Raw genomic sequence first — 23,863 nt, 5'->3', positions numbered from 1 at the left:
GTCATGGCTGAGCCGAAGAAACTGGAACGCCGCGGTCTGGGCCGCGGACTGTCGGCGCTGATGGCGGATGTTGCGGCCGATACGACGGATACGGGGGGCCAGCGTCCGGCTGAAACGCTGGTGCCGATCGAAAAGATCGTGCCCAACCCCGACCAGCCTCGGCGAAGCTTCACCGAAGAAGCGCTGGCCGAGCTGACGGACTCGATTCGCGCCAAGGGCGTCATCCAGCCGCTGATCGTTCGACGTAACCCGCGCCGGGAGGGCACGTTCGAAATCGTGGCCGGCGAGCGCCGTTGGCGCGCCGCCCAGCGGGCGCAGCTGCACGAGCTACCGGTGATCGTCCGAGACTTCGACGATACCGAAGTGCTCGAGGTCGCGATCATCGAGAACATCCAGCGCGCTGATCTGAATCCGGTCGAAGAGGCGGCGGGCTATCGCCAGTTGATGGACCGGTTCGGCCATACGCAGGAAAGAATGGCGCAGGCCCTGGGCAAAAGCCGCAGCCACATCGCCAACCTTCTGCGGCTACTCACCCTGCCGGAAGACGTCATCGAGATGCTGCGCAGCGGTGCGCTGACCGCAGGCCACGCGCGCGCGCTGGTGACGGCCGACGATCCGTCCGGCCTGGCGCGCGAGATCGTCCGCAAGGGCCTGTCGGTGCGCGAGGCCGAGGCGCTGGCAAAGCGCGCCAAGCCCAAGACGTCGACAAGCCGCGTCTCGCAGGCGCCGGCGAAAGACGCGGATACCCGTGTGCTCGAATCGGATCTTGCGGCTGCGCTGGGCATGAAGGTGTCGATAGACCACGACGAGGCGACAGGATCGGGGCGGCTGACGGTCAGCTATCGGTCGCTTGATGACCTTGACGATCTTTGCGGCCGCCTTTCGGCAACCGGCAGGCCGGACTAAGCGAAGATCGCGCGCAGAACGGCGTTCAGAAGCGGACGGCCCCGGGCGGTTGCGGTAAGCCGCCCCGTACGATCTTCAAGCAGGCCGTCCGATATCAAGTCATTGATATTATTATTAATAATTGGATCGGCGCGTAGCGGCGCCGCGTCAATTCCTTCGCTCAGGCGAAGACCCATGAGGGCGAATTCCTCAAGCTGTTCCTCGGGTGGAACGACCTCGCGCGGACGCTCGCCCGATCCCTGTTGATCCACGGCCTGTAGCCATGCGCCCGGCGCGCGCAGGGCTTCCGTCGCAAGGCGCCGACCGTCCAGCGTGAGGCGGCCATGCGCTCCCGGACCAATTCCTGTGTAATCCCCCGATCGCCAGTAGATCAGGTTGTGCCGCGATTCCGCCCCCGGCCGGGCGTGGTTTGACGTCTCGTAGGCCGGAAGGCCGGCGGCTTCGCACAGCTCTTGCGTCAGGTCGTACATGTCCGCCGCCAGATCCTCGTCCGGCAGTCCCCGCAGCCGCCCCCGGCGGAACCGGTCGCCGAACGCGGTGCCGTCCTCGATCGTCAGCTGATAAAGCGACAGGTGATCGGCCGCCATCGACAGGGCCTCGGACAGTTCGTCCTTCCAGTCGTCAAGGGTCTGGTCCTGGCGCGCATAGATCAGATCGAAACTGATGCGGTCGAAATTGGCGCGGGCAATGTCGAAGGCGGCACGCGCCTCGGCCACGGAATGCAGGCGGCCAAGGCGGCGCAGGTCGTCGTCGCGCAGCGATTGGACCCCCATCGAGACCCGGTTCACTCCGGCTTCCGCATAGCCGCGGAAGCGCCCCGCCTCGACCGAGGTCGGGTTCGCCTCAAGCGTGATCTCGGGGTCGTTCGACATGGGCCACATCGCCCGCACCGCCTCGAGGATCGACGCCACAAGATCCGGTGACATGAGGCTGGGTGTGCCGCCGCCGAAAAAGACGGTGCTCAGAACCCTCCCCTGGGTCTCGGCGCCGATGCGCTGAATCTCGGAAAGAAAGGCACCATTCCAGCGGGATTCGTCGATTCTTTCGGCGACATGGCTGTTGAAATCGCAGTAGGGGCACTTGGCCTGGCAGAAGGGCCAGTGCAGGTAAAGGCCGAAGCCGGCCCTCTGCCAATGGTCAGGCGCCAAGTGCTTTCACCAGCTTGTCCAGCGCCACGGCGCGGTGGCTCATCCGGTTCTTTTCCCAACGGTCCATCTCGGCGAAGGTCTGGTCATGTCCATCGGGGACGAAGATCGGATCATAGCCATGGCCCTGGGTGCCGCGCATCGGCCAGACGACTTGTCCTTCGACCTTCCCTTCGAACGCGGCGTCTTCCTCATCCGGCCAGGCCAGCACAAGCGTGCAGCAGAAGCGCGCCGTCCAGGGTGCGGACGCGCCGCTTTCGACAAGAAGCTTGTGCGCCTTGTGCATCGCCAGAACGAAGTCGCGGCCGGCCGGGGTTTCGGCCCAGTCGGCCGTATAGACCCCCGGTGCGCCGCCCAGTGCGTCGATCTCGATCCCGCTGTCGTCCGCCAGCGCCGGAAGGCCGGTGGCCGTCGCGGCAGCATGGGCCTTGATCCGCGCGTTCTCGATGAAGGTCGTTCCGGTCTCGTCAGGCTCGGCAAGGCCAAGGTCCCGCGCGAAAACGGTGCGGATGCCAAGCGGTTCGAGAAGCGCCGTGAGCTCCTCGAATTTCCCCGCGTTGTGGGTCGCGATGAGAAGGCTGTCGTCCAGCCGCCGCATCAGGCCACCGCAGCCTTCTGCGCGGCGACCAGTTCGGCCGCGCCCTTCGCGGTCAGGTCGAGCAGGTTGGACAGCTGGTCGTGCGAGAAGGTCGACCCTTCTGCCGACATCTGCACCTCGACCAGGCGGCCGCTGCCCGTGACCACGAAATTGCCGTCCACGCCCGCTTCGCTGTCTTCGGGATAATCGAGGTCAAGCACCGGCACACCCGCGTAGATGCCGCAGCTGACCGCCGCGATGTGGTCGGTCAGCGGGTCGCTCAGCACAACGCCTGCGGCCATCAGTTTCTTCACGGCCAGCCGCAGCGCGACCCAGCCCCCCGTGATCGAAGCGCAGCGCGTGCCGCCATCGGCCTGGATCACGTCGCAATCGATGGTGATCTGGCGTTCGCCCAGCGCCACGCGATCAACCCCCGCCCGCAGCGCGCGTCCTATAAGCCTTTGAATTTCCTGAGTTCGGCCGGACTGCCCATCCTTGGCTTCGCGCCGCATCCGGGTGTGGGTGGCGCGTGGAAGCATCCCGTATTCGGCCGTTACCCATCCAAGGCCCGTGTTCTTCAGCCAGGACGGCACACGTTCATCCACCGTGGCGGTGCACAGGACATGCGTGTCCCCGCACTTGATGAGGCACGAGCCCTCGGCATGGCGCGTCACGCCCGTTTCAATGAGGATCGGGCGCATTTCGTCGGGTTGGCGGCCAGAAGGGCGCATGGCTTGGTTCCTGTTTTCTGAGCAGGCGACTGATACGCAGTCCGTGTGCGAAGATTCAACCCCGATTGACGAAGCGCGGGCGTTCACATTTAGTGCGTCGACCCTACGTTACTAACGCAATGACCGAGGCTACGAAACTTCTGGCCGAGATGAACGCGCGAAGCCGCGAGGTCTTTCGCCGCGTGGTCGAGGGGTATCTTGATTCCGGCGAACCCGTGGGTTCGCGAACCTTGACGCGCACGCTGAGCGAACGGCTGAGCGCGGCCACCGTGCGCAATGTCATGCAGGATCTCGAATTCCTTGGTCTTCTCGACAGCCCGCACATTTCGGCCGGGCGCATCCCCACCGAACTTGGACTGCGGTTGTTCGTCGACGGCCTGCTCGAGGTCGGGGATCTGAACGAAACCGACCGTCAGAAGATCGACGCGACGATCCGCAGCAACGACACCGACGTCCCGTCGATGCTGAACCGGGTCGGCGCGGCGCTGAGCGGGATCACCCACGGGGCAAGCCTTGTCCTGGCGCCAAAGCGCGAAGCCCCCATCGCGCATATCGAATTCGTCAGCCTCGCGCAGGATCGGGCGCTTGTCGTTCTTGTGTTCGAGGACGGCCATGTCGAAAACCGCCTTTTCACGCCGCCCATCGGCCAGACGGCGTCGTCCATGCGCGAGGCCGCGAACTTCCTGAACGCCGTCGCCGCAGGCAAGACCCTGGGCGAGCTTCGGGGTTCGATCGCGACCGAGGTCGCGAGGCGGCGGCAAGAGCTTGACGGGCTGGCGCGCGAGCTTGTCGAGAACGGCATCGCGATCTGGGACAATGCCGGCGAGCCGACCGAACGTCTGGTCGTCCGCGGGCAGTCGAACCTTCTGGATGGCACGGTGCCCGAGGCCGATCTGGAACGCATCCGCACCCTTTTCGACGACCTCGAGCGCAAGCGTGATATCGCTGCTTTCCTCGAGCTTGCGGAAGACGCCGATGGCGTGCGGATCTTCATCGGGTCCGAGAACAAGCTTTTCTCACTTTCGGGTTCCTCTTTGGTCGTCTCTCCTTATATGAACGCGGACCGGCGACTCATCGGGGCTGTCGGCGTGATCGGTCCGACGCGGTTGAACTATGGCCGGATCGTTCCGATTGTCGATTACACGGCGCAGTTGGTCGGCAGGTTGCTGTCGGACCGCGGCTAGCAGGTGATACATGGCGAACGCGAAGAAAGAACAGAAACTCGAGGATCTGGAACAGATGGCGCAGGCGGAAGGTTTTGCCGAGGACGGGGCGGACTTGGATGGCGTTCCGCTTGGCGAGTCGCTTGCACTCGAGGACGAGATCGCGACCCTTCGTGCGGAACGCGACGACCTTCGCGACCGGTTCATGCGCGCCCTTGCCGATGCCGAAAACACCCGCAAGCGCGGCGAACGGGACCGTCGCGAGGCCGAGATGTACGGCGGCACGAAGCTGGCCCGCGATCTGCTGCCGGTCTACGACAATCTTCAGCGCGCCCTCGATTCCATGACGGACGAGCAGCGCGAAAAGGACAAGGCCTTGATCGAGGGCGTCGAACTGACGATGCGCGAGCTTGTCAACGTCTTCAAGAAACATGGGATCGAGCCGATCACCCCGCAGCCCGGCGACGCCTTCGAGCCGCAGCAGCATCAGGCCGTGTTCGAGGCCCCGGTTCCCGGAACCAAGGCGGGCGAGATCATTCAGGTCATGTCGGCAGGCTTCATGATTCACGAACGCCTGCTGCGTCCGGCGCAGGTTGGCGTCAGCTCGATGCCGGCGAACTGACGCCCTCGGCAAGCAATCCGCGAAGCTCGTAAAGCAGCGACAGCGCCTCCAGCGGCGTCAGCGTGTCGGGGCTGATGCTTCGCAACCTGTCTTCCACGGCCGACGCCGCGGACCACCGCGGCTGTGCCGTTGCCGGCCCCCGCTGCAAGGTCGAGAAAAGCGGCAGATCGTCCAGAAGGGCATCGTGCGCCTTGGCCCCTTCGCGGTCTCCCTTCTCGAGAAGGTCCAGAACCTGTCGCGCCCGTGCGATCACTGGATCGGGCAGCCCTGCAAGACGGGCCACCTGCACGCCATAGCTGCGGTCGGCGGTCCCCGGGCGCACCTCGTGCAGGAAGATGACCTCGCCTTCCCACTCTTTCACCGCGACGGTGGCGTTGCGCACGCCGCTAAGCCGGTCGGCCAGTCCCGTCATCTCGTGGTAATGGGTGGCGAAAAGGGCGCGGCACCCGTTCACCTCGTGCAGATGCTCGAGCGTGGCCCAGGCGATGGCAAGGCCGTCATAGGTCGCCGTTCCGCGTCCGATTTCGTCAAGGATGACAAGCGCGCGGTCGTCGGCCTGGTTCAGGATCGCCGCGGTTTCGACCATCTCGACCATGAAGGTCGATCTGCCCCGTGCCAGGTCGTCCGACGCTCCGACACGGCTGAAGATCTGGCTGACGCGGCCGATATGGGCTGACCGCGCCGGAACGTAAGACCCCGCCTGCGCCAGAAGGCCGATCAGCGCGTTCTGCCGCAGGAAGGTGGATTTGCCAGCCATGTTGGGCCCCGTCACCAGCCAGACATGCGCCCCGTCGCCCCCGTCCGACAGGTCGCAGTCATTGGCGATGAAGGGCGAGCCGCCCTCGGCGCGCAGCGCTGCCTCGACCACGGGGTGGCGCCCGGCTTCGATGCGGAACGCGCGCCCCTCGTCCACCACCGGGCGGCAGAAGCCCTGGTGCAGGGCCAGTTCGGCAAAGCCGGCGGCGACGTCGATTTCCGCCACGGCGCGCGCGGCCGCCTGAATGCGGTCGGCGATGGACAGGATTTCCCCAGACAGGCTTGAATAGAGACGCTTTTCAATCTCGATGGCGCGCGATCCGGCGTTCAGGATCCGTGCCTCGAGCTCGGACAGCTGAAGCGTGGTGAATCGAACGGCATTCGCAGTGGTCTGCCTGTGGATGAAGGTTTCCGACAGGGGGGGCGACATCATTCTTCCCGCGTGCGTCGCCGTTGTCTCGATGAAGTAGCCCAGCACGTTGTTGTGCCGGATCTTGAGCGACGGAACTTCGGCAAGTCGGATGTAGTCCGCCTGCAGCGCCGCGATCACGCCCCGGCCTTCGTCGCGAAGCGTTCGCGCCTCATCGAGATCCGCGTCGTACCCGGCCGCGATGAACCCGCCGTCACGGGCAAGAAGCGGCGGCTCGGCCACTAGGGCCGCGTCCAGCATGGCAATCAGGGCGTCGAAGCCCACCAGGCTTGCGGCGGCTTCGGAAAGCACGTCGGGAAGATCCGCCTCGCCCAGCAGGGCTGCCATCGCGGCGGCCTGCGTCAGACCCTGCCGCACCGCAGCCAGGTCACGCGGTCCGCCACGATCCAGGGCCAGGCGCGACAGGGCGCGGTCGATGTCAGGCACCTCGCGCAGCCTCGCGCGCAGGTCGTCGCGCAGATCGGTGTCTTCAAGCAGCGTCGAGACGGCGTCAAGCCTGTGCTGGATGACATCGACGCGCGCCGATGGACTTGCGATCCGCCGCTCGAGCAGACGACCCCCGCCCGCGGTCAGCGTCCGGTCGACGCAGTCAAGGACCGACCCCTTGCGTCGCCCATCCGGCCCGCGCGTCAGTTCAAGGCTGCGCCGGGTGGCGGCGTCGATCTGCACGCTCGCGCCCTGTGCCTCGCGGACGGGTGGCCGCAGAAGCGGAAGCCGCCCCTTTTGCGTCGCATCGAGGTAATCGACCAGCGCGCCCATTGCCGAAAGTTCGGGTCGTGAGAAGGCGCCAAAGGCATCAAGAGTGGCGACCCCGAACAACCTCTGGAGCTTCTCGGCGGCGCCCGTGCTATCGAAGGCGAGGGGGGGAAGGCGGGTGGCCGACCCGCCAAGGTCAGTCACTGTTTCAGCCCAAGTGGCCCCCGGCGTATCCGCGACAAGCACCTCGCGCGGGGACAGGCGGGCAAGCTCGGGGCCGACCGCGACGGGCGGCAGCGGCATCACCCGGAAGTCGCCTGTCGAGATGTCGGTCCAGGCCAGCGCCGCCTCGCCGCGAATATCCGCCAGGGCGGCGAGGTAGTTGTGGCGCCGCGCCTCAAGCAGGCTGTCCTCGGTCAGGGTTCCGGGCGTGACAAGCCGGACCACACCGCGCCGGACCACGGCCTTGGACCCGCGCTTCTTCGCCTCGGCGGGGTCTTCGAGCTGTTCGCAGACCGCCACCCGGAAGCCCTTTCGGATCAACGTCAGAAGATAGCCTTCGGCCGAATGGACCGGGACGCCACACATCGGGATATCCTCGCCCAGATGCTTGCCGCGTTTCGTCAGCGCGATGTCCAGCGCCGCAGCCGCCGCGACCGCATCGTCGAAGAACAGTTCGTAGAAGTCGCCCATGCGATAGAACAGAAGCGCGTCGGCATGTTCGGCCTTGATGTCGAGATACTGCGCCATCATCGGCGTCATCGCGGCGTTTTCGGCAGCGTTGGCAGCGGTCACGGCATCCCCCGACGGCAGTGTCCGTCCATGCTTACAAAGCCCTCCGGGGCTGCGAAAGACCAAACCTCCGGTTGCGGGCTTGCGCGTCGCACCTTAAGCAATCGCGACAGGCAGGGGGAGGAGACGCAATGACAAAGGCCCGCATCACCCGCGAGGATGCGCTTCAGTTCCATATGGAGCCCACGCCGGGAAAATGGGAAGTCCGCGCGACCGTCCCGATGGCGACCCAGCGCGACCTGAGCCTGGCCTACAGCCCCGGCGTCGCCATCCCCTGCGAGGAAATCGCAGCCCAGCCCGAGACCGCCTATGACTATACCAACAAGGGCAACCTTGTTGCCGTGATCTCGAACGGGTCTGCGGTGCTTGGCCTTGGCAACCTCGGCGCGCTTGCCTCGAAGCCGGTGATGGAAGGCAAGTCCGTCCTCTTCAAGCGCTTCGCCGACATCAACTCGATCGATATCGAGCTTGATACCCAGGACGCGGATGCCTTCTGTCAGGCGGTCCGGCTGATGGGTCCGTCCTTCGGGGGGATCAACCTGGAAGACATCAAGGCGCCCGAATGCTTCATCATCGAGCAGCGCCTGAAGGAAGAGATGGACATCCCCGTCTTCCACGACGACCAGCACGGCACCGCCGTGATCTGTGCGGCCGGGCTGATCAATGCGCTGGCCATGACCGGCAAGCGGATCGAGGACGTGAAGATCGTTCTGAACGGGGCAGGGGCAGCCGGCATCGCCTGCATCGAGCTTCTGAAATCGATGGGTGCCCGGCACCAGAACTGCATCGTCTGCGACACCAAGGGGGTCATCTATCAGGGCCGGACCGAGGGCATGAACCAGTGGAAATCGGCCCATGCGGTGAAGACCGACCTGCGCACGCTGGACGAAGCGATGAAGGGCGCCGACGTCTTTCTTGGGGTGTCGGTCAAGGGCGCGGTCACGCCGGCCATGGTGATGGCCATGGCGCCCGACCCGGTGATCTTCGCCATGGCGAACCCCGACCCCGAGATCACGCCGGAAGAGGCGCAGGAAGTGCGCCCCGATGCCATCGTCGCCACCGGACGGTCGGATTACCCCAACCAGGTCAACAACGTCCTTGGCTTTCCCTATCTCTTTCGCGGCGCGCTCGACATCCATGCGCGCGCGATCAACGACGAGATGAAGATCGCCTGCGCCCGTGCCTTGGCCGAACTTGCGCGTGAGGACGTGCCCGACGAGGTCGCCATGGCCTATGGCCGCAAGCTGACCTTCGGCCGCGACTACATCATCCCCACGCCCTTCGACCCACGCCTGATCCACCGTATTCCGCCCGCCGTCGCCCGCGCCGGGATGGACACCGGGGTCGCGCGACGGCCGATCATCGACATGGATGCCTACGAGCTTGCGTTGAAGTCCCGAATGGACCCGACGGCCTCGATCCTTCAGGGGATCAACGCCCGCGCCCGTGCCGCGCAGGCCCGGATGATCTTCGCCGAAGGCGACGATCCGCGCGTTCTGCGGGCGGCCGTGGCCTATCAGCGCGCCGGGCTTGGCAAGGCGCTGGTCGTGGGGCGCGAGGCCGACGTGAAGGACAAGCTGGAGGCCGCCGGCCTTGGCGATGCCGTCGCCGAACTTGAGGTTCTGAACGCGGCCAACACGCACCACCTCGAGACCTACAAGGCGTTTCTCTACAAGCGCCTTCAGCGCAAGGGCTTCGACGCGCAGGACATCCACCGCCTTGCCGCCCGCGACCGGCATGTCTTTTCGGCGCTGATGCTGGCGCACGGGCACGGTGACGCCCTTGTCACCGGGGCCACGCGAAAATCGGCGCATATCCTTGACCGGATCAACCATGTCTTCGACGCGCGCCCGGAACACGGAGCGGTCGGCGTGACCGCCCTTCTGCACGGCGGCCGCATCGTCTTCATCGCCGATACGCTGGTGCATGAATGGCCCGACGAGATCGACCTCGCCAACATCGCCGAAAAGGCCGCGGCCGTCGCACGGACGCTTGGCATCGAGCCGCGCGTCGCCTTCCTGTCCTTCTCGACCTTCGGGTATCCGGTCAGCGAAAGGGCCACCAAGATGCACGAGGCGCCCAAGGTGCTGGACCAGCGCGGCGTCGACTTCGAGTACGAGGGCGAGATGACCGTGGACGTCGCCCTGAACCCGAAGGTTCAGTCCCAGTATCCGTTCCAGCGCCTGACCGGCCCCGCCAACGTCCTTGTCGTGCCGGCCCGGCATTCCGCCTCGATCTCGGTCAAGCTCATGCAGGAGATGGCGGGGGCCACCGTGATCGGCCCGATCCTGACCGGCGTCGACAAGCCGATCCAGATTTGTTCCAGCGTCGCGACGGTGAACGACATCCTCAACATGGCCAAGCTCGCGGCCTGCGAAGTCGGGGCGGCGCGATGACGGTCTGGAACGTCGGCTCGATCAACATCGACCATTTCTACGATGTGCCGCACATCCCCGCACCGGGCGAGACGCTGGCCGCGACCGACGTGCGCACGGGCCTTGGCGGCAAGGGTGCGAACCAGTCGGTCGCAGCGGCCCGTGCGGGCGCGCGCGTCCACCACATCGGCGCCGTCGGACGGGACGGCGGCTGGGCGGTCGACCGCATGGGCCGGTATGGCGTCGGGACCGACCACATCCTCGTGATGGACGTGCCGACCGGCCACGCGATCATCACCCTCGCCTCGGATGGCGAGAACGCCATCATCATCTTCGGGGGCGCGAATACCGCCATGCCCGCCGATCACGTCGTCGCGGCCCTCGTCGCGGCCCGTGCCGGCGACGTTCTGTTGTTGCAGAACGAAACCCTTTATCAGCCGGCAGCCGCCAGCGCGGGGCAGGGCGCGGGACTGCGGGTGATCTATTCCGCCGCACCGTTCGACGCCGACGCGGTCGTCGCGGTCCTGCCCCACGTTTCGCTTCTGGTCCTGAACGCGGTCGAGGCCGCGCAGCTCGAGGCCGCGCTTGGCACCGCTCTGGGCGACCTGCCCGTCCCCGAGATCGTCGTCACGCGCGGTGCGGCAGGCGCCGACCTGCGTGACACAAGAACCGGCGCAACCGTCCATGTGCCTGCGCCGACGGTCGATGCCGTCGATACCACGGGCGCAGGGGACACATTCGCCGGCTACCTCGCCGCAGGGCTGGACGCCGGTCTTCCCACGGTCGAAGCGATGGCGCGCGCCGCGGCCGCCTCGGCGCTCAAGGTCACGCGACGGGGAACCGCCGACGCGATTCCCGATGGCGACGAAGTGGCCGCCTTCCTTCTGACGCAGGCCTAGCCGGAAGCACCGGCAAAAGGCGCGGCATCGCCCCAAAGCTCTCGCACCCGGCCATCGCGCCCGCAGGCGGTGCGATACAGCTTGTAGGCCTCTTCCTTCGAGCGTGGGCCGAAGCGCGTCAGGATCAGATCGTCCTGCTTGTAGTAGTCCTGGTGATAGTCATCCGCTTCATAGAAGGGACCGGCATCCAGGATCGGGGTCACGACCTTGCGCCCCAACTCGGCCTCTGCCCGCGCCTTCGCGGCCTCGGCTGCCGTCCGCTCGGCCTTGCCCGACACGAAGATGGCGGTGCGGTAGCTGTCGCCCCGGTCGCAGAACTGCCCACCGGCGTCCGTCGGATCGACCGACCGGAAGAAGGCATGAAGCAGGTCTTCGTAGCTGACCCTGCCCGGGTCATAGGTGATCTCGACCGCCTCAAAGTGCCCGGTGCCGCCGCGCACGACCTGTTTGTACGTCGGGTTGGCGACGGTTCCGCCGGTGAAGCCCGAAACCACCTCGCGCACGCCCTGCACCTTTTCGAAATCGGCCTCGACGCACCAGAAGCATCCGCCCGCGAAATAGGCGCGCTCGGTCCCGGCCGCCTCTGCCTGTCCGCAGTGCGCGGCGTATCCAAGGGCGATGGCAACCCCCAGCACCAGTGGTTTCAGCCGCCCCAGCCCGGCAACGATCGCAGTGTTCATGTCGCGTCTCCTTCGTCCGCGACCCTGCCCACCCCCCGCCCTCGGTTCAACTCACTGGCGCGTGAGGTCACGCACAGGTGACCGTTGTTTCACCCCGCCGCCCCGGATAGCGTCGACCCGAAAGAGGACTGTCCATGACCCAGCACGCGACCCCCGCCGACGCGCCCGTCTCGACCCACCAGGCCGAGGACGACCCGCGCAACGCCTCGATCCTTATCCACGTCGACGGTGTTCTGAAGCCGCGCGCCGAGGCGCTGGTCAGCGTCTACGATTCCGGCTTCATGCTGGGCGACGGCGTCTGGGAAGGGCTGCGCCTCTACAACGGGCGCTGGGCCTTCCTCGACGACCATCTTGACCGGCTTTTCGAGGCCGCGAAGGCCATCGACCTCGACATCGGGCGGACCCGCGACGAGGTGGTCGAGGCGCTCGAAGCCACGCGCCGCGCCAATGACATGCAGTCGGACGCCCATGCCCGCCTGATGGTCACCCGCGGGGTGAAGACACGGCCATTCCAGCATCCTGGTTTCTCGCGCTCGGGGCCGACCTTCGTGATCATCATGGAGCATTCGCGCCCAAAGATCCCGCGCCCAATCCGGCTTGCCACCGTTCCCCACATCCGGGGCCTGCCGATGAGCCAGGACCCCAAGCTCAACAGCCACTCGAAGCTCAACTGTATCCTTGCCTGCATCGCAGCCGAAAAGGCCGGCGCGGACGAGGCGCTGATGCTGGATGTCCACGGCTTCGTCAACACGACGAACGCCTGCAACCTCTTCATCGTGCGCCGGGGCGAAGTCTGGACCTCGACCGGGGACTACTGCATGAACGGCATTACCCGCCGCAAGGTGATCGAGCTTTGCCGCGCGAATGCCATTCCCGTCCACGAACGCAACTTTTCGCTCGTCGATACCTATGGCGCCGACGAGGTCTTCCTGACCGGCACCTTCGGCGCGCAGACCCCGGTCGGCAACATCGACGGCCGGGTGATCGGCTCGGGGGAAATGGGTCCCGTCACGGCGCGCATCCGCGATCTCTACAAGGCGCTCGTCGGCGCATGAGTTCTTCTTGGTCCAAATATCCCACGGGGGGTGCGGGGGGTGTGAAACCCCCCGCCTGCCCTGTCAGCAAAGGGTAGCACCGATGCGCCTTGCGATGTGGTCCGGCCCGCGGAACCTCTCGACCGCGATGATGTATGCCTTCGGCAACCGTCCCGATTTCGCGGCCTGGGACGAACCCTTCTACGCGGCCTATCTTGCCGCTTCCGGCATCGACCACCCAATGAAGGATCGGATCCTCGCGGTCGGGGAAACCGATCCCGCCTTGGTGGCCGCCCGCTGCCTCGGCCCGATTCCTGGGGATAGGCCGCACTTTTACATGAAGCACATGCCCCACCACATGCTTCAGGGCTTTCCGCTCGACTGGGCCTCGGGCTGCGTGAACGTCCATCTCATCCGCCACCCGGCCCGCGTGGTCGCCAGCTACGGCGCGAAGCGGGACGAGGTCACGCTGGACGACATCGGCTTTCGCCAGCAGGCCGAGCTTTACGACCGTATCGGCGGCCTCGTCATCGACAGCGCAGAGATCCGCGACGACCCCGAGGGGATGCTTCGCGGACTCTGTGACGCGATCGGTCTGTCCTTCGATCCCGCGATGCTGCGCTGGGAGGCAGGCCCAAAGCCCTTCGACGGACCCTGGGCGCCGCACTGGTACGGCGCGGTTCATCGCAGCACAGGCTTCGCCGGTCCCGAAGGCCCACTGCCCGCGCTCTCGGGCCGCGACGCCGACCTGGTGGCCGGCGCGCTGCCCCACTACGAGGTGCTTCGTCGCCACGCCATGCCGGCCGGCCCGGCGATGGCCGGCTAGCGTTTCAGCCGCCGGTTGCGCGCAGCGATCAGCTTGAGCCGAAGCGCGTTCAGCTGGATGAAACCTGCCGCGTCCTTCTGGTCGTAGGCCCCAGCGTCTTCCTCGAAGGTCACATGGGCCTCGGAATACAGGCTGTGCTCCGACCAGCGACCGACCGTGCGCGCAAAGCCCTTGTAAAGCTTCAGCCGCACCGTGCCGGTGACATGCTCCTGGCTCTTGTCGATCAACGCCTGGAGCATTTCGCGCTCCGGGCTGAACCAGAAGCCGTTGTAGATCAGTTCGGCATACCGCGGCATCAACGAATCCTTCAGGTGCCCCGCCCCCGAATCAAGGGTGATCTGCTCGATCCCGCGATGCGCCTCAAGCAGGATCGTGCCGCCGGGCGTCTCGTAGATGCCGCGCGACTTCATGCCGACAAAGCGGTTCTCGACGAAGTCGAGCCGGCCGATGCCATGCTTGCGGCCCGCCTCGTTCAGCGCGGTCAAAAGCGCGGCCGGGCTCATCGGCGTGCCGTCGATCGCGACGGCATCGCCTTTCTCGAACGTGATCTCGATGTAGTCCGCCGTGTCCGGGGCCGCTTCGGGGTCGACCGTGCGCTGATAGACATAGTCCGGCGCCTCTTCGGCGGGGTTCTCAAGCACCTTGCCCTCGGACGAGGTGTGCAGAAGGTTCGCGTCGACGCTGAACGGCGCCTCGCCGCGCTTGTCCTTCGCAATCGGGATCTGGTTCTTCTCGGCGAAATCGATCAGCCGCGTCCGGCTGGTCAGGTCCCACAGCCGCCAGGGCGCGATCACCTTGATCTCGGGGTTCAGGGCATAGGCCGAAAGCTCGAACCGCACCTGGTCATTGCCCTTGCCGGTGGCGCCGTGGGCCACGGCATCGGCGCCGGTCATCGCCGCGATCTCGATCAGGCGCTTGGAAATGAGCGGCCGCGCGATCGAGGTTCCAAGAAGATACTGGCCCTCGTAGACCGCGTTCGCCCGGAACATCGGGAAGACGAAGTCGCGCACGAATTCCTCGCGCAGATCCTCGATATAGATGTTCTCGGGCCGGATCCCCAGCAGCAGGGCCTTTTCGCGCGCGGGCTCCAGTTCCTCGCCCTGGCCAAGGTCGGCGGTGAAGGTCACGACCTCGCAGCCGTATTCGGTCTGCAGCCATTTCAGGATGATCGAGGTGTCGAGTCCCCCCGAATAGGCAAGGACGACTTTCTTCGGCGCGGACATGGATCCCCTCCGGCGTTGATATCGCCCGCGCTCTATTGGGTTTTGGGAACGGCGGCAAGCGGCCAGACCCCGCCCGCCGCTTGCCTCACGGTTCGGCCGAGGCCAGGAATTCCGCTTTCGAGCGGTCGTAGATCCGCAGGACTTCCGCAAGATGCGCGGCCAGCGCCGCCGGATCCCCGCCCGTCGGCGCCTGCCCTTCGTGGCACAGCGCGCCCAGGGCACGAAAGCCGAGGTTCAGCGCGCTGCCCTTCAGGAAATGCAGGTCCTCGCGGTAGCTTTCCAGGCTGGTCGCGCCGCGCATGCGGTGCATCACCGACTCGACCTCGTCGAGGAAGATCGTCACGACTTCGGCGAAATCGTCGTCGCCGACCTCGTGACGCAGTTCGTTCACGCGGTCCCAGTTGATCATGCCCGGCCTCACACAAAGCGCCCCTGGCCAAGCCTTAGCCTTCGGCCCTTAATCGCGGCTTACCGAAAGGCGGGGCCAGATCGCGGAATCGGAACAGTTTTAGGGTTCATCACGCGTTAACGGGCCTCGGGCAGAGCATCGCAGCATCGGACACCGAATGATGCACGCAAAGACCGCCACCAGTTCCCGCCATGCCCACCTGCCCGCGCCGGCGGCCGGTCCCGCGATCACGCCGGGCGCGGGCACCATGCGGCGGGTCCTCGTGGTCGATGACAGCCGCGTGCAGCGCAAGATCCTGGCATCGCTCCTTGGGCAATGGGGCTATGAGGTGACCGAAGCCGCATCGGCCGAGGCGGCGCTGGATCTTTGCCGCAGCAAGCTGCCGGACCTGATCCTGTCGGACTGGATGATGCCCGGGAAAAGCGGCCTCGACCTCTGCGAGGCGATCCGTGCGCTGGCCGGCGACAGTTATCCCTATTTCATCCTCCTGACCTCGCGCGGGGACAAGGCGGACATCGCGCATGGACTTGGCCGTGGGGCTGATGACTTCCTGACCAAGCCCGTCAATGCCGCCGAACTGCGGGCGCGCCTGACCGCGGGCGAGAGGATCCTTGCCATGCACGGCGTCGTGACCGAAAGGAACCGACAGCTCAACGCGACGCTGGGACAGCTTGAGACGATCCAGCGCGATCTTGACCGCGACCTGCAAGAGGCGCGGCGGCTGCAGCAATCGCTCGTGCCGCGGCGCTTTCACGAATTCGACGGGGCGACCGTCTCGTTGCTCTTGCGGCCAGCGGGCCATATCGGCGGCGATCTTGTCGGCGTCTTTCCCGCAGGCACGGGACGCATCGGCTTCTTCGGAATCGATGTGGCCGGGCACGGCATCGCGTCGGCACTGATGACGGCGCGGCTTGCGGGATACTTCTCGGGCGAGTCGCCAGACCGCAACCTCGCTCTTGCCCGGGATCCGGGCGGCGCGCCGGCCATGCGGCCGCCGGACCAGTTGTGCGAGATGCTGAACCGGATGCTCGTCGACGACGTCGAGACCGGGCAATACTTCACGCTTCTCGTCGGGGAACTCGACCTTGCCAGCGGCCGGGTCCGCATGGTGCAGGCTGGGCATCCGCCCCCGCTTGTCCAGCGTCGGACCGGCGCGACCGAATTCGTGGGCAATGGCGGTCTTCCGATCGGACTTGTCGAGGGCGCCCGGTACCGGTCGATCGAACTTGTGCTTGGTGTCGGAGACCGGCTTCTGGTTCATTCGGACGGCATCACCGAATGCCCGGGCCTTGCCGGCGCCACTCTGGATGACGACGGTCTGGCGGTCATCGCGGCACGCAACGCGATGTTGCGTGGGCCTGCGTTCCTTGAAGCCATGGTCTGGGACCTGACGGACCATGCCGGCGGTCCCGACTTCGCCGACGACGTGTCCGCCGTTCTTATCGAGCGTTCAAATCCCGCGCCGGGCAAGGTCTGACAGGAACTTCCGGTCGCCCGCGCTGGCCACAAGGCTGGCGGCCGTCGTGATCGGCGCCCAGATCGCGGTATGCCCGGCCTCGGTCGGGGCGCCACGGCAAAAGGCCGGACGGGCCAGAAAGATGTGGCACAGCTTTTCCGCCCAGAGATCGTATTCCGGCATGTAGGTGAAACGCCGGTAGGCCCCCAGCCGCCGCACCGGTCCGATGCGCCAGCCGGTTTCTTCCATGACCTCGCGGTGAAGCGAAGCGATCGGGGATTCCCCTGGATCGATGCCACCGCCGGGCAGCTGGTATTCCGGGATCGGCGCAGCCTGATGGGTCAGAAGAACCTCGCCGCCCCGCGCAAGGATCGCATAGGCGCCGGGGCGCAGGCGATAGCGGATGTCGCGGCGCGGGCTTTCGCCCAAGCGGGGAATCACGGGGGTTGGTCCTTCGGTTGCTGTGCCTATATCTTGGCGGTATGCCAAGGGCCGGGCCCCGAGGAAACCCCCAAGGAAACCCGCCGAAGGAAACACCATGACGCTAGGATCACGCATTGCCTGGGACGACACTGTCCTGCCCTTCCAGCTTGACCGACCGGACATCCGCGGCCGGGTCGCGCGTCTTGACGGCGTGCTCGACCGGGTGCTCGCCCAGCACGACTATCCCCGTCCGATCGAGGCACTGGTGGCCGAGGCGACGCTTCTTACCGCGCTTATCGGCCAGACCATCAAGTTGCGCTGGAAGCTTTCGCTGCAGGTCCGCAGCGACGGCCCCGCACGGCTGATCGCCACCGACTACTTCGGCCCGACCGAAGACGGACAGCCTGCGCGCATCCGGGCCTACGCCAGCTATGACGAAGCCCGGCTCGACCCCGACGGCGATCCCTTCTCGCAGATCGGGCGGGGATACTTCGCCATCCTGATCGACCAGGGGCCGGACACCGTGCCCTATCAGGGCATCACACCGATCGCCGGCGGGTCGCTTGCGTCGTGCGCCGAGGCCTATTTCGCGCAGTCCGAACAGCTGCCGACGCGCTTCGCGCTGAGCTATGGCCATGGCCAGGTCGCTGGCGCAGCCCCGGGCTGGCGGGCCGGTGGCATCATGATACAGCACATGCCCAAGTCGCAGCTTGTGGCCCGGGACGGGGGAAGCGGCGAAGACGGGCTTCTGATGCCCGAGGATTTCCTGGACGGCGACGCGGGCGAGAGCTGGACGCGCGCCACCATGCTGCTCAACACCGTCGAACCGCTCGAACTGGTGGGGCCAGTTGTCCATCCGACCGACCTTCTGGTGCGGCTGTTCCACGAGGAAGGTCCCCGCGTCTACGACGCCCAGCCGGTAGAGTTCGGGTGCACCTGCTCGCCCGACCGGGTGCGGCGCAGCCTGTCGATCTATTCGGCCAAGGACATCGCGACGATGACGACCGATGAAGGCATCGTCACCGCCGATTGCCAGTTCTGCGGCGCGCATTACGAATTCGACCCGGCGACGCTAGGGTTCGAGGCCGTGCACGGCCCGTCGGATGACGCCTGATCCGCTGAAGGACCGGGTCACGGCGGCGCTGGCCCGTGCGGGCCGGCCGTCGTCGGACTTCGACCTCAACCGCGATTTCGCGCCGCCTGCCGGGCGGCGACTGACGCCGGCGGCGGTCCTTCTGGCCGTCACGGCGGCCGAACGTGTCATCCTGACCAAGCGGGCCTCGGGCCTGCGCCATCACCCCGGACAGATCGCCTTTCCAGGAGGCAAGCTTGACCCGGGCGATGTGGACGCGCCCGCGGCGGCCCTGCGCGAGGCGCAGGAGGAGGTCGGGCTTGATCCCGCGCATGTCGAGGTGCTGGGCACCATGCCGCCGCACGAAACCGTGACCGGGTATTCGGTAACGCCCGTCCTTGGCCTGATCCGTTCGCCTTTCGCCGGCGTCCCGGAAGCGGGGGAGGTCGACGAGGTGTTCGAGGTTCCCCTGGCGCATGTCGCGAACCCGGCGAGCTACGTGATCGAGGGCCGGATGTGGCGTGGACAGCGCCGGCTGTACTATGCCGTGCCCTGGGGGCCCTACTATATCTGGGGCGCGACGGCGCGCATCCTGCGGGCTTTCGCCGACAGGCTGGGCGGATGACGCGACTGTCCGCCCCCTGGCTTGACGCGCCAGCCACCCGCCGCGTCGTCGCGGCATTGCGTGACGCTGGCCTTGGTGTGTGGTTCGTCGGTGGCTGCGTGCGCAATGCGCTGCTTGGTCAACCTGTGGCCGATATCGACATCGCCACCGACGCCCCGCCCGACCGGGTGGTGGCGGCGTGCGGGGCCGCGGGACTTCACGTCGTTCCCACCGGGATCGACCACGGCACCGTCACGGTGGTCGCGGACGGCACGGCGTTCGAGGTCACGACCTTCCGCCGCGACGTCGAAACCGACGGCCGCCGTGCAACCGTGGCCTTCGGCACCGATCTGTCGAGCGACGCGCATCGCCGCGACTTCACCATGAACGCGCTTTACGTCACGCCCGAGGGCGAGATCGTCGATCCCGTTGGCGGCCTGACCGACCTGCACGCCCGCCGCCTGCGCTTCATCGGGTCTGCCGACGCGCGCATCCGCGAGGACTACCTGCGGATCCTTCGCTTCTTCCGGTTCCATGCCTGGTATGCCGACACCACGCAGGGCTTCGACCCCGACGCGCTTGCCGCCATCGCCGCGACCCTGGACGGTCTTGACCGGCTGTCGCGCGAACGGGTGGGCGCCGAGATGATGAAGCTTCTTGCCGCCCCCGATCCGGCACCCGAAGTCGCCGTGATGGACCGTCTGGGCATCCTCGCCCATGTCCTGCCCGGCGCGGACGCAACCGCACTCGCGCCGCTGGTCCATTTCGAGGCCCAGACCGATCTGGCACCCGACGCCGTCCGGCGGCTTGCCGTCCTGGGGGGCGATGATCCAGCCGAGCGTCTGCGCCTGTCGAACGCAGACGAACGTCGTCGGGCCACGATTCGTGGCGCAGCGCTTGATGGTGCTGCGCCGGCCGAGACCGCCTATCGCCACGGCGCGGAGGCAGCGCGTGACGCCGCGCTTGTGCGGGCCGCGCTGACCGGGGCCCCCCCTGACGCGGGCACGCCCGCCGCCATCGCCCGGGGTGCCGACGCCCGGTTCCCGCTTCGCGCGGCCGATTTGATGCCTGCCTACGCCGGCCCCGCCCTTGGAAAGGAGCTTGCCCGGCTGGAACAGGCCTTCATCGCGTCGGACTTCACGCTTGACCGCGCGGCGTTGCTTTCGCTTGCGGGACGGGGGTGACAGGACAGGCGTTTCGCGATAAGGACAGGCCCTGACCTGACGGAGGGCCTTCGATGGATCGTGCACGCACCAGCTTCAGCTTCGCCTGAGCTCAGCCTGCACGCGCGTGGGTGACGGCCAAGGCCCCACCCAGCTTTCTCCATCGTCGTCTGTCCTTCGGGAGCCCCCGGATGTTCCGCTTCTTCGAAACCCTCGTCGACCCTTACGTCGACTACCGTGAAACCGACAGCCCGCCGCAGCGGCTCTGGCCGTTCCTGCGCGAATACGCACGTCCGTTCCAAGGCGTGCTGGCGGTGACCGCGATCCTCAAGATGGCGGTTGCCGGCGTCGAGGTGCTGCTGATCTGGTACGTCAGCCGGATCGTCGATCTTCTGGGCAAGGGCCAGCCCGAGCTGATCTGGCAAGAGCACGGCCGCGAGTTCGTCTTTGCCGCGCTCTTCGTGCTGATCGCACGTCCGCTGATCTCGGGCATTGACGTGGCGCTTCTGCACAACACCATCCTGCCCAACTTCGGCACCCTCATCCGCTGGCGGGCGCACCGCCACGTGCTGCGCCAGTCCGTGGGCTGGTTCGAGAACGACTTTGCCGGCCGCATCGCAAACCGCATCATGCAGACGCCTCCGGCGGCGGGCGAGGCGGTGTTCCAGCTTCTCGACGCGGTGGCTTTTGCCGTGACCACGCTGATCGGGTCGATCGCGCTTCTGTCGGGCTTCGATCCGCGCCTGGCGCTGCCCATGATCCTGTGGATCGGCGGATACCTTCTGCTCATGCGCTGGACGATCCGGCGCGCGGGACCGGCGGCGACGGCCAGCTCGGACGCGCGCAGCGCAATCACCGGGCGCGTGGTCGACAGCTATACCAACATCCATTCGGTCAAGATGTTCGCCCACGACGACCGCGAGATCGCCTATGCGCGCGAAGCGATCGAAAATGCCCGGACGGCCTTTCAGCGCGAGATGCGGATCATCACCACGATGGACGTGACGCTGACCACGCTGAACGGATTCCTGATCGTGTCGGTCACCGGCCTGGCGATCTGGCTTTGGGCGCAGGGCTCGGCCACCGCCGGCGTCGTCGCGGCGGCGGCCGCGCTGGTTCTGCGGCTCAACAACATGACCTACTGGATCATGTGGGCGACGACCAACCTTGTTCAGAACCTTGGCGTCGTGGCCGAGGGGATGGAGACGATCGCCCAGCAGGTCGACCTTGTCGATCCCGAAGGCGCGAACCCGCTGTCCCTGACGCGTGGCGAGATCCGGATCGAGAACCTGTCGCACCACTATGGCCGGGGTCGGGGCGGGCTCGACAACATCTCGCTGACCATCGCCCCGGGCGAGAAGGTCGGGCTTGTCGGGCGCTCGGGTGCGGGAAAGTCGACCCTCGTGAAGCTGCTGCTAAGGTTCTACGACGTCGAGAAAGGGCGCATCCTTCTGGATGGCCAGGTGATCCGCGAGCACACGCAGGACAGCCTGCGCGCCCATATCGGCGTGGTGCAGCAGGATTCCTCGTTGCTCCACCGGTCGGTGCGCGAGAACATCCTTTACGGACGCCCCGACGCCACCGAGGACGAGATGATCGCCGCCGCGAAGCGGGCGGAGGCCCATGACTTCATCCTTGGACTCGAGGATCAGGAGGGCCGTCGCGGCTATGACGCGCAGGTGGGCGAGCGCGGCGTGAAGCTTTCGGGTGGACAGCGCCAGCGCATCGCGCTGGCCCGGGTGATCCTGAAGGACGCGCCGATCCTTGTTCTGGACGAGGCCACGAGCGCGCTGGATTCCGAAGTCGAAGCCGCCATCCAGAAGACGCTTTACGGCATGATGGAGGGCAAGACGGTTCTGGCCATCGCGCACCGCCTGTCGACGATCCAGCACATGGACCGCATCGTCGTCCTGGATGGTGGCCGCGTTGTCGAAGACGGCAGCCATGCCGAGCTTCTTGCGCTGGGCGGTCTTTACGCCCGCTTCTGGTCGCGCCAGTCGGGCGGTTTCCTGGGGTCGGACGACGGCGACCCGGCCGAGGCCGCGGAATGAGGATCGACCCTTTCGTCCGCGTGGGCGAGGCCCCGCCCCAGACGCTTGTCGCCTTTCTGCGCTGGGCGCTGGGCGGGTCCTGGGCGATGCTGTCGGTCGCGGGGCTTGTCTCGATGCTGGCGGGCACGTTCGAGGTCGTGTCGGCCCTGATGCTGGGCTGGATCGTCGACGCTGCCCTTGCCTCGTCTCCGGCGGCGTTCTTCGTGGACAACCTGTGGCTTTTCGTTGGTTTCGTGGTCTTCTACGTCATCCTGCGCCCGCTGGTGTTCGGCGCCTCGGCGCGTACCCAGTCGGTCTGGGTCGCGCCGAACCTGATGCCGCAGGTGCTGTCGCGCATCCACCGCTTCACCCTTGGGCAGGCGGTGACGTTCTTCGACAACGACTTCGCCGGGCGCGTCGCGCAGAAGCAGATGCAGACCGCCCGCGCGGTGACCGATGTCGCGACCGAAGTGATCAACACCGTCCTTTTCGCGCTGGCCTCGGTCGTCGGCTCCGCGATCTTCCTTCTGGCGATCGACGGGTGGATGGCGCTGGGACTGTCCTTGTGGCTTCTGGCCTACATCGGGCTGATCCGGTTCTACATGCCGCGTATCCGTGAACGGTCCACCGCCCGCGCCTCGGCCCGCGCCAACGTGACGGGGCAGGTCGTCGATACGATCACCAACATCAAGACGGTCAAGCTGTTCGCCCACGCCGAACACGAAGACCGCGCCGCGCTGCGCAGCATGGACCAGTACCGCGAGCGCGCCCATGCCTTCGGACTCGTCTCGGCGTCGTTCCGCTTTGCGCTGATGGTGGTCGCGGGCCTTGTTCCGGTGATCCTTGTGGGTGGCACGCTGATGCTCTGGACCCGGGGCGCGGCCTCGGCCGGTGACATCGCCGCCGCCAGCGCCATCGCCTTCCGGCTGTCGCAGATGACGGGTTGGGTCAGTTTCACCCTCATGTCGATCTACGCAAGCCTGGGCGAGATCGAGGACGGCATCCGCACCCTGACCCCGCCGCACACCCTGCAGGACGCGCCGGGCGCGCACCGGCTTGACCGGGTGCGGGGCGAAATCGTCTTCGATGATGTGGCCTTCGCCTATGGGCGGCGCAGCGGAGGTGTCGAACACATCAGCCTGGCCATCCGTCCGGGCGAGAAGGTGGGTATCGTCGGTGCCTCCGGGGCAGGCAAATCCACGCTCGTCGCGCTTTTGCTGCGGCTTTACGACGCCGAGGCCGGGCGCGTTCTGATCGATGGCAACGACGTGCGCGACGTCACTCAGGAAAGCCTGCGCCGGCAGATCGCGATGGTCACGCAGGAAACGGCGATGTTCAATCGCTCGGCGCGTGACAACATCCTTTATGGCCGCCCCGATGCGACCGAAGAGGAATTGATCGACGCCGCCAGGCGCGCCGAAGCCCACGACTTCATCCTCAAGCTCGAGGATTTCAAGGGCCGCACGGGTTATGACGCGCATCTGGGCGAACGCGGTGTGAAACTGTCGGGCGGTCAGCGACAGCGCATCGCCCTTGCCCGCGCGATCCTGAAGGACGCGCCGATCCTTGTGCTTGACGAGGCCACAAGCGCGCTTGATTCCGAGGTCGAGGCGATGATTCAGCACGCGCTTGAAAACGTGATGGAGGGAAAGACGGTGCTGGCGATCGCCCACCGGCTGTCGACCATCGCGCGCATGGACCGGATCGTCGTGATGCAGGATGGCCGAATCGTCGAAGAGGGCAGCCATGCCGGGCTTCTGGCCCAAGGCGGCCTTTATGCCCGGTTCTGGGAGCGGCAATCCGGCGGGTTCATCGGAACCGAACCCGCGCAGGCGGCGGAATAGCGAAGGC

Annotated in this window: 21 protein-coding genes; 13 read left to right on the top strand and 8 right to left on the bottom strand. The window is 66.5% G+C overall.

Features of this window, described 5'->3' with window-relative positions:
- Positions 1-3: 3 nt before the first annotated feature.
- Positions 4-906: a ParB/RepB/Spo0J family partition protein gene (locus ACRDNQ_RS08015; protein ID WP_431828131.1), complete on the top strand. Its 903-nt coding sequence runs from the start codon at positions 4-6 to the stop codon at positions 904-906.
- On the opposite strand, the gene hemW is transcribed toward ACRDNQ_RS08015, so the two are convergent.
- Genes hemW through rph form a run of 3 tightly spaced genes read right to left on the bottom strand, consistent with a single transcriptional unit; the run spans position 903 to position 3,359 of the window.
- Positions 903-2,054, bottom strand: a complete 1,152-nt coding sequence (gene hemW, locus ACRDNQ_RS08010; protein ID WP_431828130.1) for a radical SAM family heme chaperone HemW — start codon at positions 2,052-2,054, stop codon at positions 903-905. The genes ACRDNQ_RS08015 and hemW overlap by 4 nt on opposite strands.
- Positions 2,044-2,649 carry an RdgB/HAM1 family non-canonical purine NTP pyrophosphatase gene (gene rdgB / locus ACRDNQ_RS08005; protein ID WP_431828129.1) on the bottom strand — a complete coding sequence of 202 codons (606 nt, stop codon included), beginning with the start codon at positions 2,647-2,649 and terminating at the stop codon, positions 2,044-2,046. The genes hemW and rdgB overlap by 11 nt, the downstream gene beginning before the upstream one ends.
- Positions 2,649-3,359, bottom strand: coding sequence for a ribonuclease PH (gene rph / locus ACRDNQ_RS08000; RefSeq protein ID WP_431828128.1), 711 nt, complete (start codon positions 3,357-3,359; stop codon positions 2,649-2,651). The genes rdgB and rph overlap by 1 nt, the downstream gene beginning before the upstream one ends.
- A gap of 119 nt (positions 3,360-3,478) precedes the next feature.
- Between rph and hrcA the strand changes: the two genes are divergently transcribed.
- Positions 3,479-4,543, top strand: a complete 1,065-nt coding sequence (gene hrcA / locus ACRDNQ_RS07995; protein WP_431828127.1) for a heat-inducible transcriptional repressor HrcA — start codon at positions 3,479-3,481, stop codon at positions 4,541-4,543.
- A gap of 10 nt (positions 4,544-4,553) precedes the next feature.
- Positions 4,554-5,144: a nucleotide exchange factor GrpE gene (locus tag ACRDNQ_RS07990; protein WP_431828126.1), complete on the top strand. Its 591-nt coding sequence runs from the start codon at positions 4,554-4,556 to the stop codon at positions 5,142-5,144.
- On the opposite strand, the gene mutS is transcribed toward ACRDNQ_RS07990, so the two are convergent.
- A complete protein-coding gene (gene mutS / locus ACRDNQ_RS07985) occupies positions 5,122-7,779 on the bottom strand; it encodes a DNA mismatch repair protein MutS (RefSeq protein WP_431829089.1) in 2,658 nt (885 codons plus the stop codon). The two genes, ACRDNQ_RS07990 and mutS, sit on opposite strands and share 23 nt — an antisense overlap.
- A gap of 170 nt (positions 7,780-7,949) precedes the next feature.
- On the opposite strand from mutS, the gene ACRDNQ_RS07980 reads away from it, so the two are divergent.
- Together ACRDNQ_RS07980 and ACRDNQ_RS07975 are read left to right on the top strand one after the other, a co-directional pair.
- Positions 7,950-10,214: an NADP-dependent malic enzyme gene (locus tag ACRDNQ_RS07980; RefSeq protein ID WP_431828125.1), complete on the top strand. Its 2,265-nt coding sequence runs from the start codon at positions 7,950-7,952 to the stop codon at positions 10,212-10,214.
- Positions 10,211-11,092: a PfkB family carbohydrate kinase gene (locus ACRDNQ_RS07975; RefSeq protein WP_431828124.1), complete on the top strand. Its 882-nt coding sequence runs from the start codon at positions 10,211-10,213 to the stop codon at positions 11,090-11,092. The genes ACRDNQ_RS07980 and ACRDNQ_RS07975 overlap by 4 nt, the downstream gene beginning before the upstream one ends.
- On the opposite strand, the gene msrA is transcribed toward ACRDNQ_RS07975, so the two are convergent.
- Complete coding sequence (msrA, locus tag ACRDNQ_RS07970) at positions 11,089-11,772, bottom strand: peptide-methionine (S)-S-oxide reductase MsrA (protein ID WP_431828123.1); 684 nt, start codon at positions 11,770-11,772, stop codon at positions 11,089-11,091. The genes ACRDNQ_RS07975 and msrA overlap by 4 nt on opposite strands.
- A gap of 134 nt (positions 11,773-11,906) precedes the next feature.
- Between msrA and ACRDNQ_RS07965 the strand changes: the two genes are divergently transcribed.
- Together ACRDNQ_RS07965 and ACRDNQ_RS07960 are read left to right on the top strand one after the other, a co-directional pair.
- The gene (locus tag ACRDNQ_RS07965; RefSeq protein ID WP_431828122.1) at positions 11,907-12,827 is read left to right on the top strand and encodes a D-amino acid aminotransferase; all 921 of its coding nucleotides are present in this window, start codon (positions 11,907-11,909) and stop codon (positions 12,825-12,827) included.
- Positions 12,828-12,909: 82 nt separating this feature from the next.
- Positions 12,910-13,632, top strand: coding sequence for a sulfotransferase-like domain-containing protein (locus tag ACRDNQ_RS07960; RefSeq protein ID WP_431828121.1), 723 nt, complete (start codon positions 12,910-12,912; stop codon positions 13,630-13,632).
- Here ACRDNQ_RS07960 and ACRDNQ_RS07955 read toward each other — a convergent pair.
- A complete protein-coding gene (locus tag ACRDNQ_RS07955; RefSeq protein WP_431828120.1) occupies positions 13,629-14,855 on the bottom strand; it encodes an argininosuccinate synthase in 1,227 nt (408 codons plus the stop codon). The genes ACRDNQ_RS07960 and ACRDNQ_RS07955 overlap by 4 nt on opposite strands.
- Before the next feature lie 85 nt (positions 14,856-14,940).
- The gene (locus ACRDNQ_RS07950) at positions 14,941-15,264 is read right to left on the bottom strand and encodes an Hpt domain-containing protein (RefSeq protein ID WP_431828119.1); all 324 of its coding nucleotides are present in this window, start codon (positions 15,262-15,264) and stop codon (positions 14,941-14,943) included.
- Between the two features lie 160 nt (positions 15,265-15,424).
- Here ACRDNQ_RS07950 and ACRDNQ_RS07945 point away from each other — a divergent pair, with 160 nt between their 5' ends.
- Positions 15,425-16,741, top strand: a complete 1,317-nt coding sequence (locus ACRDNQ_RS07945) for a PP2C family protein-serine/threonine phosphatase (protein WP_431828118.1) — start codon at positions 15,425-15,427, stop codon at positions 16,739-16,741.
- On the opposite strand, the gene ACRDNQ_RS07940 is transcribed toward ACRDNQ_RS07945, so the two are convergent.
- Positions 16,715-17,161, bottom strand: a complete 447-nt coding sequence (locus ACRDNQ_RS07940) for an NUDIX domain-containing protein (RefSeq protein ID WP_431828117.1) — start codon at positions 17,159-17,161, stop codon at positions 16,715-16,717. The genes ACRDNQ_RS07945 and ACRDNQ_RS07940 overlap by 27 nt on opposite strands.
- Positions 17,162-17,258: 97 nt before the next feature.
- Between ACRDNQ_RS07940 and hslO the strand changes: the two genes are divergently transcribed.
- The 5 genes from hslO to ACRDNQ_RS07915 all read left to right on the top strand — a co-directional run bounded on the left by hslO (position 17,259) and on the right by ACRDNQ_RS07915 (position 23,856).
- Positions 17,259-18,257 (top strand): Hsp33 family molecular chaperone HslO, encoded by a 999-nt coding sequence (gene hslO, locus ACRDNQ_RS07935; RefSeq protein ID WP_431828116.1) that lies wholly within the window; start codon positions 17,259-17,261, stop codon positions 18,255-18,257.
- Positions 18,247-18,840: a CoA pyrophosphatase gene (locus ACRDNQ_RS07930; protein ID WP_431828115.1), complete on the top strand. Its 594-nt coding sequence runs from the start codon at positions 18,247-18,249 to the stop codon at positions 18,838-18,840. The genes hslO and ACRDNQ_RS07930 overlap by 11 nt, the downstream gene beginning before the upstream one ends.
- Positions 18,837-20,003, top strand: a complete 1,167-nt coding sequence (locus ACRDNQ_RS07925; RefSeq protein WP_431828114.1) for a CCA tRNA nucleotidyltransferase — start codon at positions 18,837-18,839, stop codon at positions 20,001-20,003. The genes ACRDNQ_RS07930 and ACRDNQ_RS07925 overlap by 4 nt, the downstream gene beginning before the upstream one ends.
- Before the next feature lie 170 nt (positions 20,004-20,173).
- Positions 20,174-22,033 carry an ABC transporter ATP-binding protein gene (locus ACRDNQ_RS07920; protein WP_431828113.1) on the top strand — a complete coding sequence of 620 codons (1,860 nt, stop codon included), beginning with the start codon at positions 20,174-20,176 and terminating at the stop codon, positions 22,031-22,033.
- Entirely contained in the window at positions 22,030-23,856 is a 1,827-nt protein-coding gene (locus tag ACRDNQ_RS07915) for an ABC transporter ATP-binding protein (protein WP_431828112.1), read from the top strand. The genes ACRDNQ_RS07920 and ACRDNQ_RS07915 overlap by 4 nt, the downstream gene beginning before the upstream one ends.
- Positions 23,857-23,863: the final 7 nt, after the last annotated feature.

This window comes from Saliniferula longa, assembly GCF_050789285.1.
GTDB lineage: Bacteria > Pseudomonadota > Alphaproteobacteria > Rhodobacterales > Rhodobacteraceae > CAVPWP01.
This window is presented reverse-complemented; position numbering and strand designations above follow the sequence as displayed.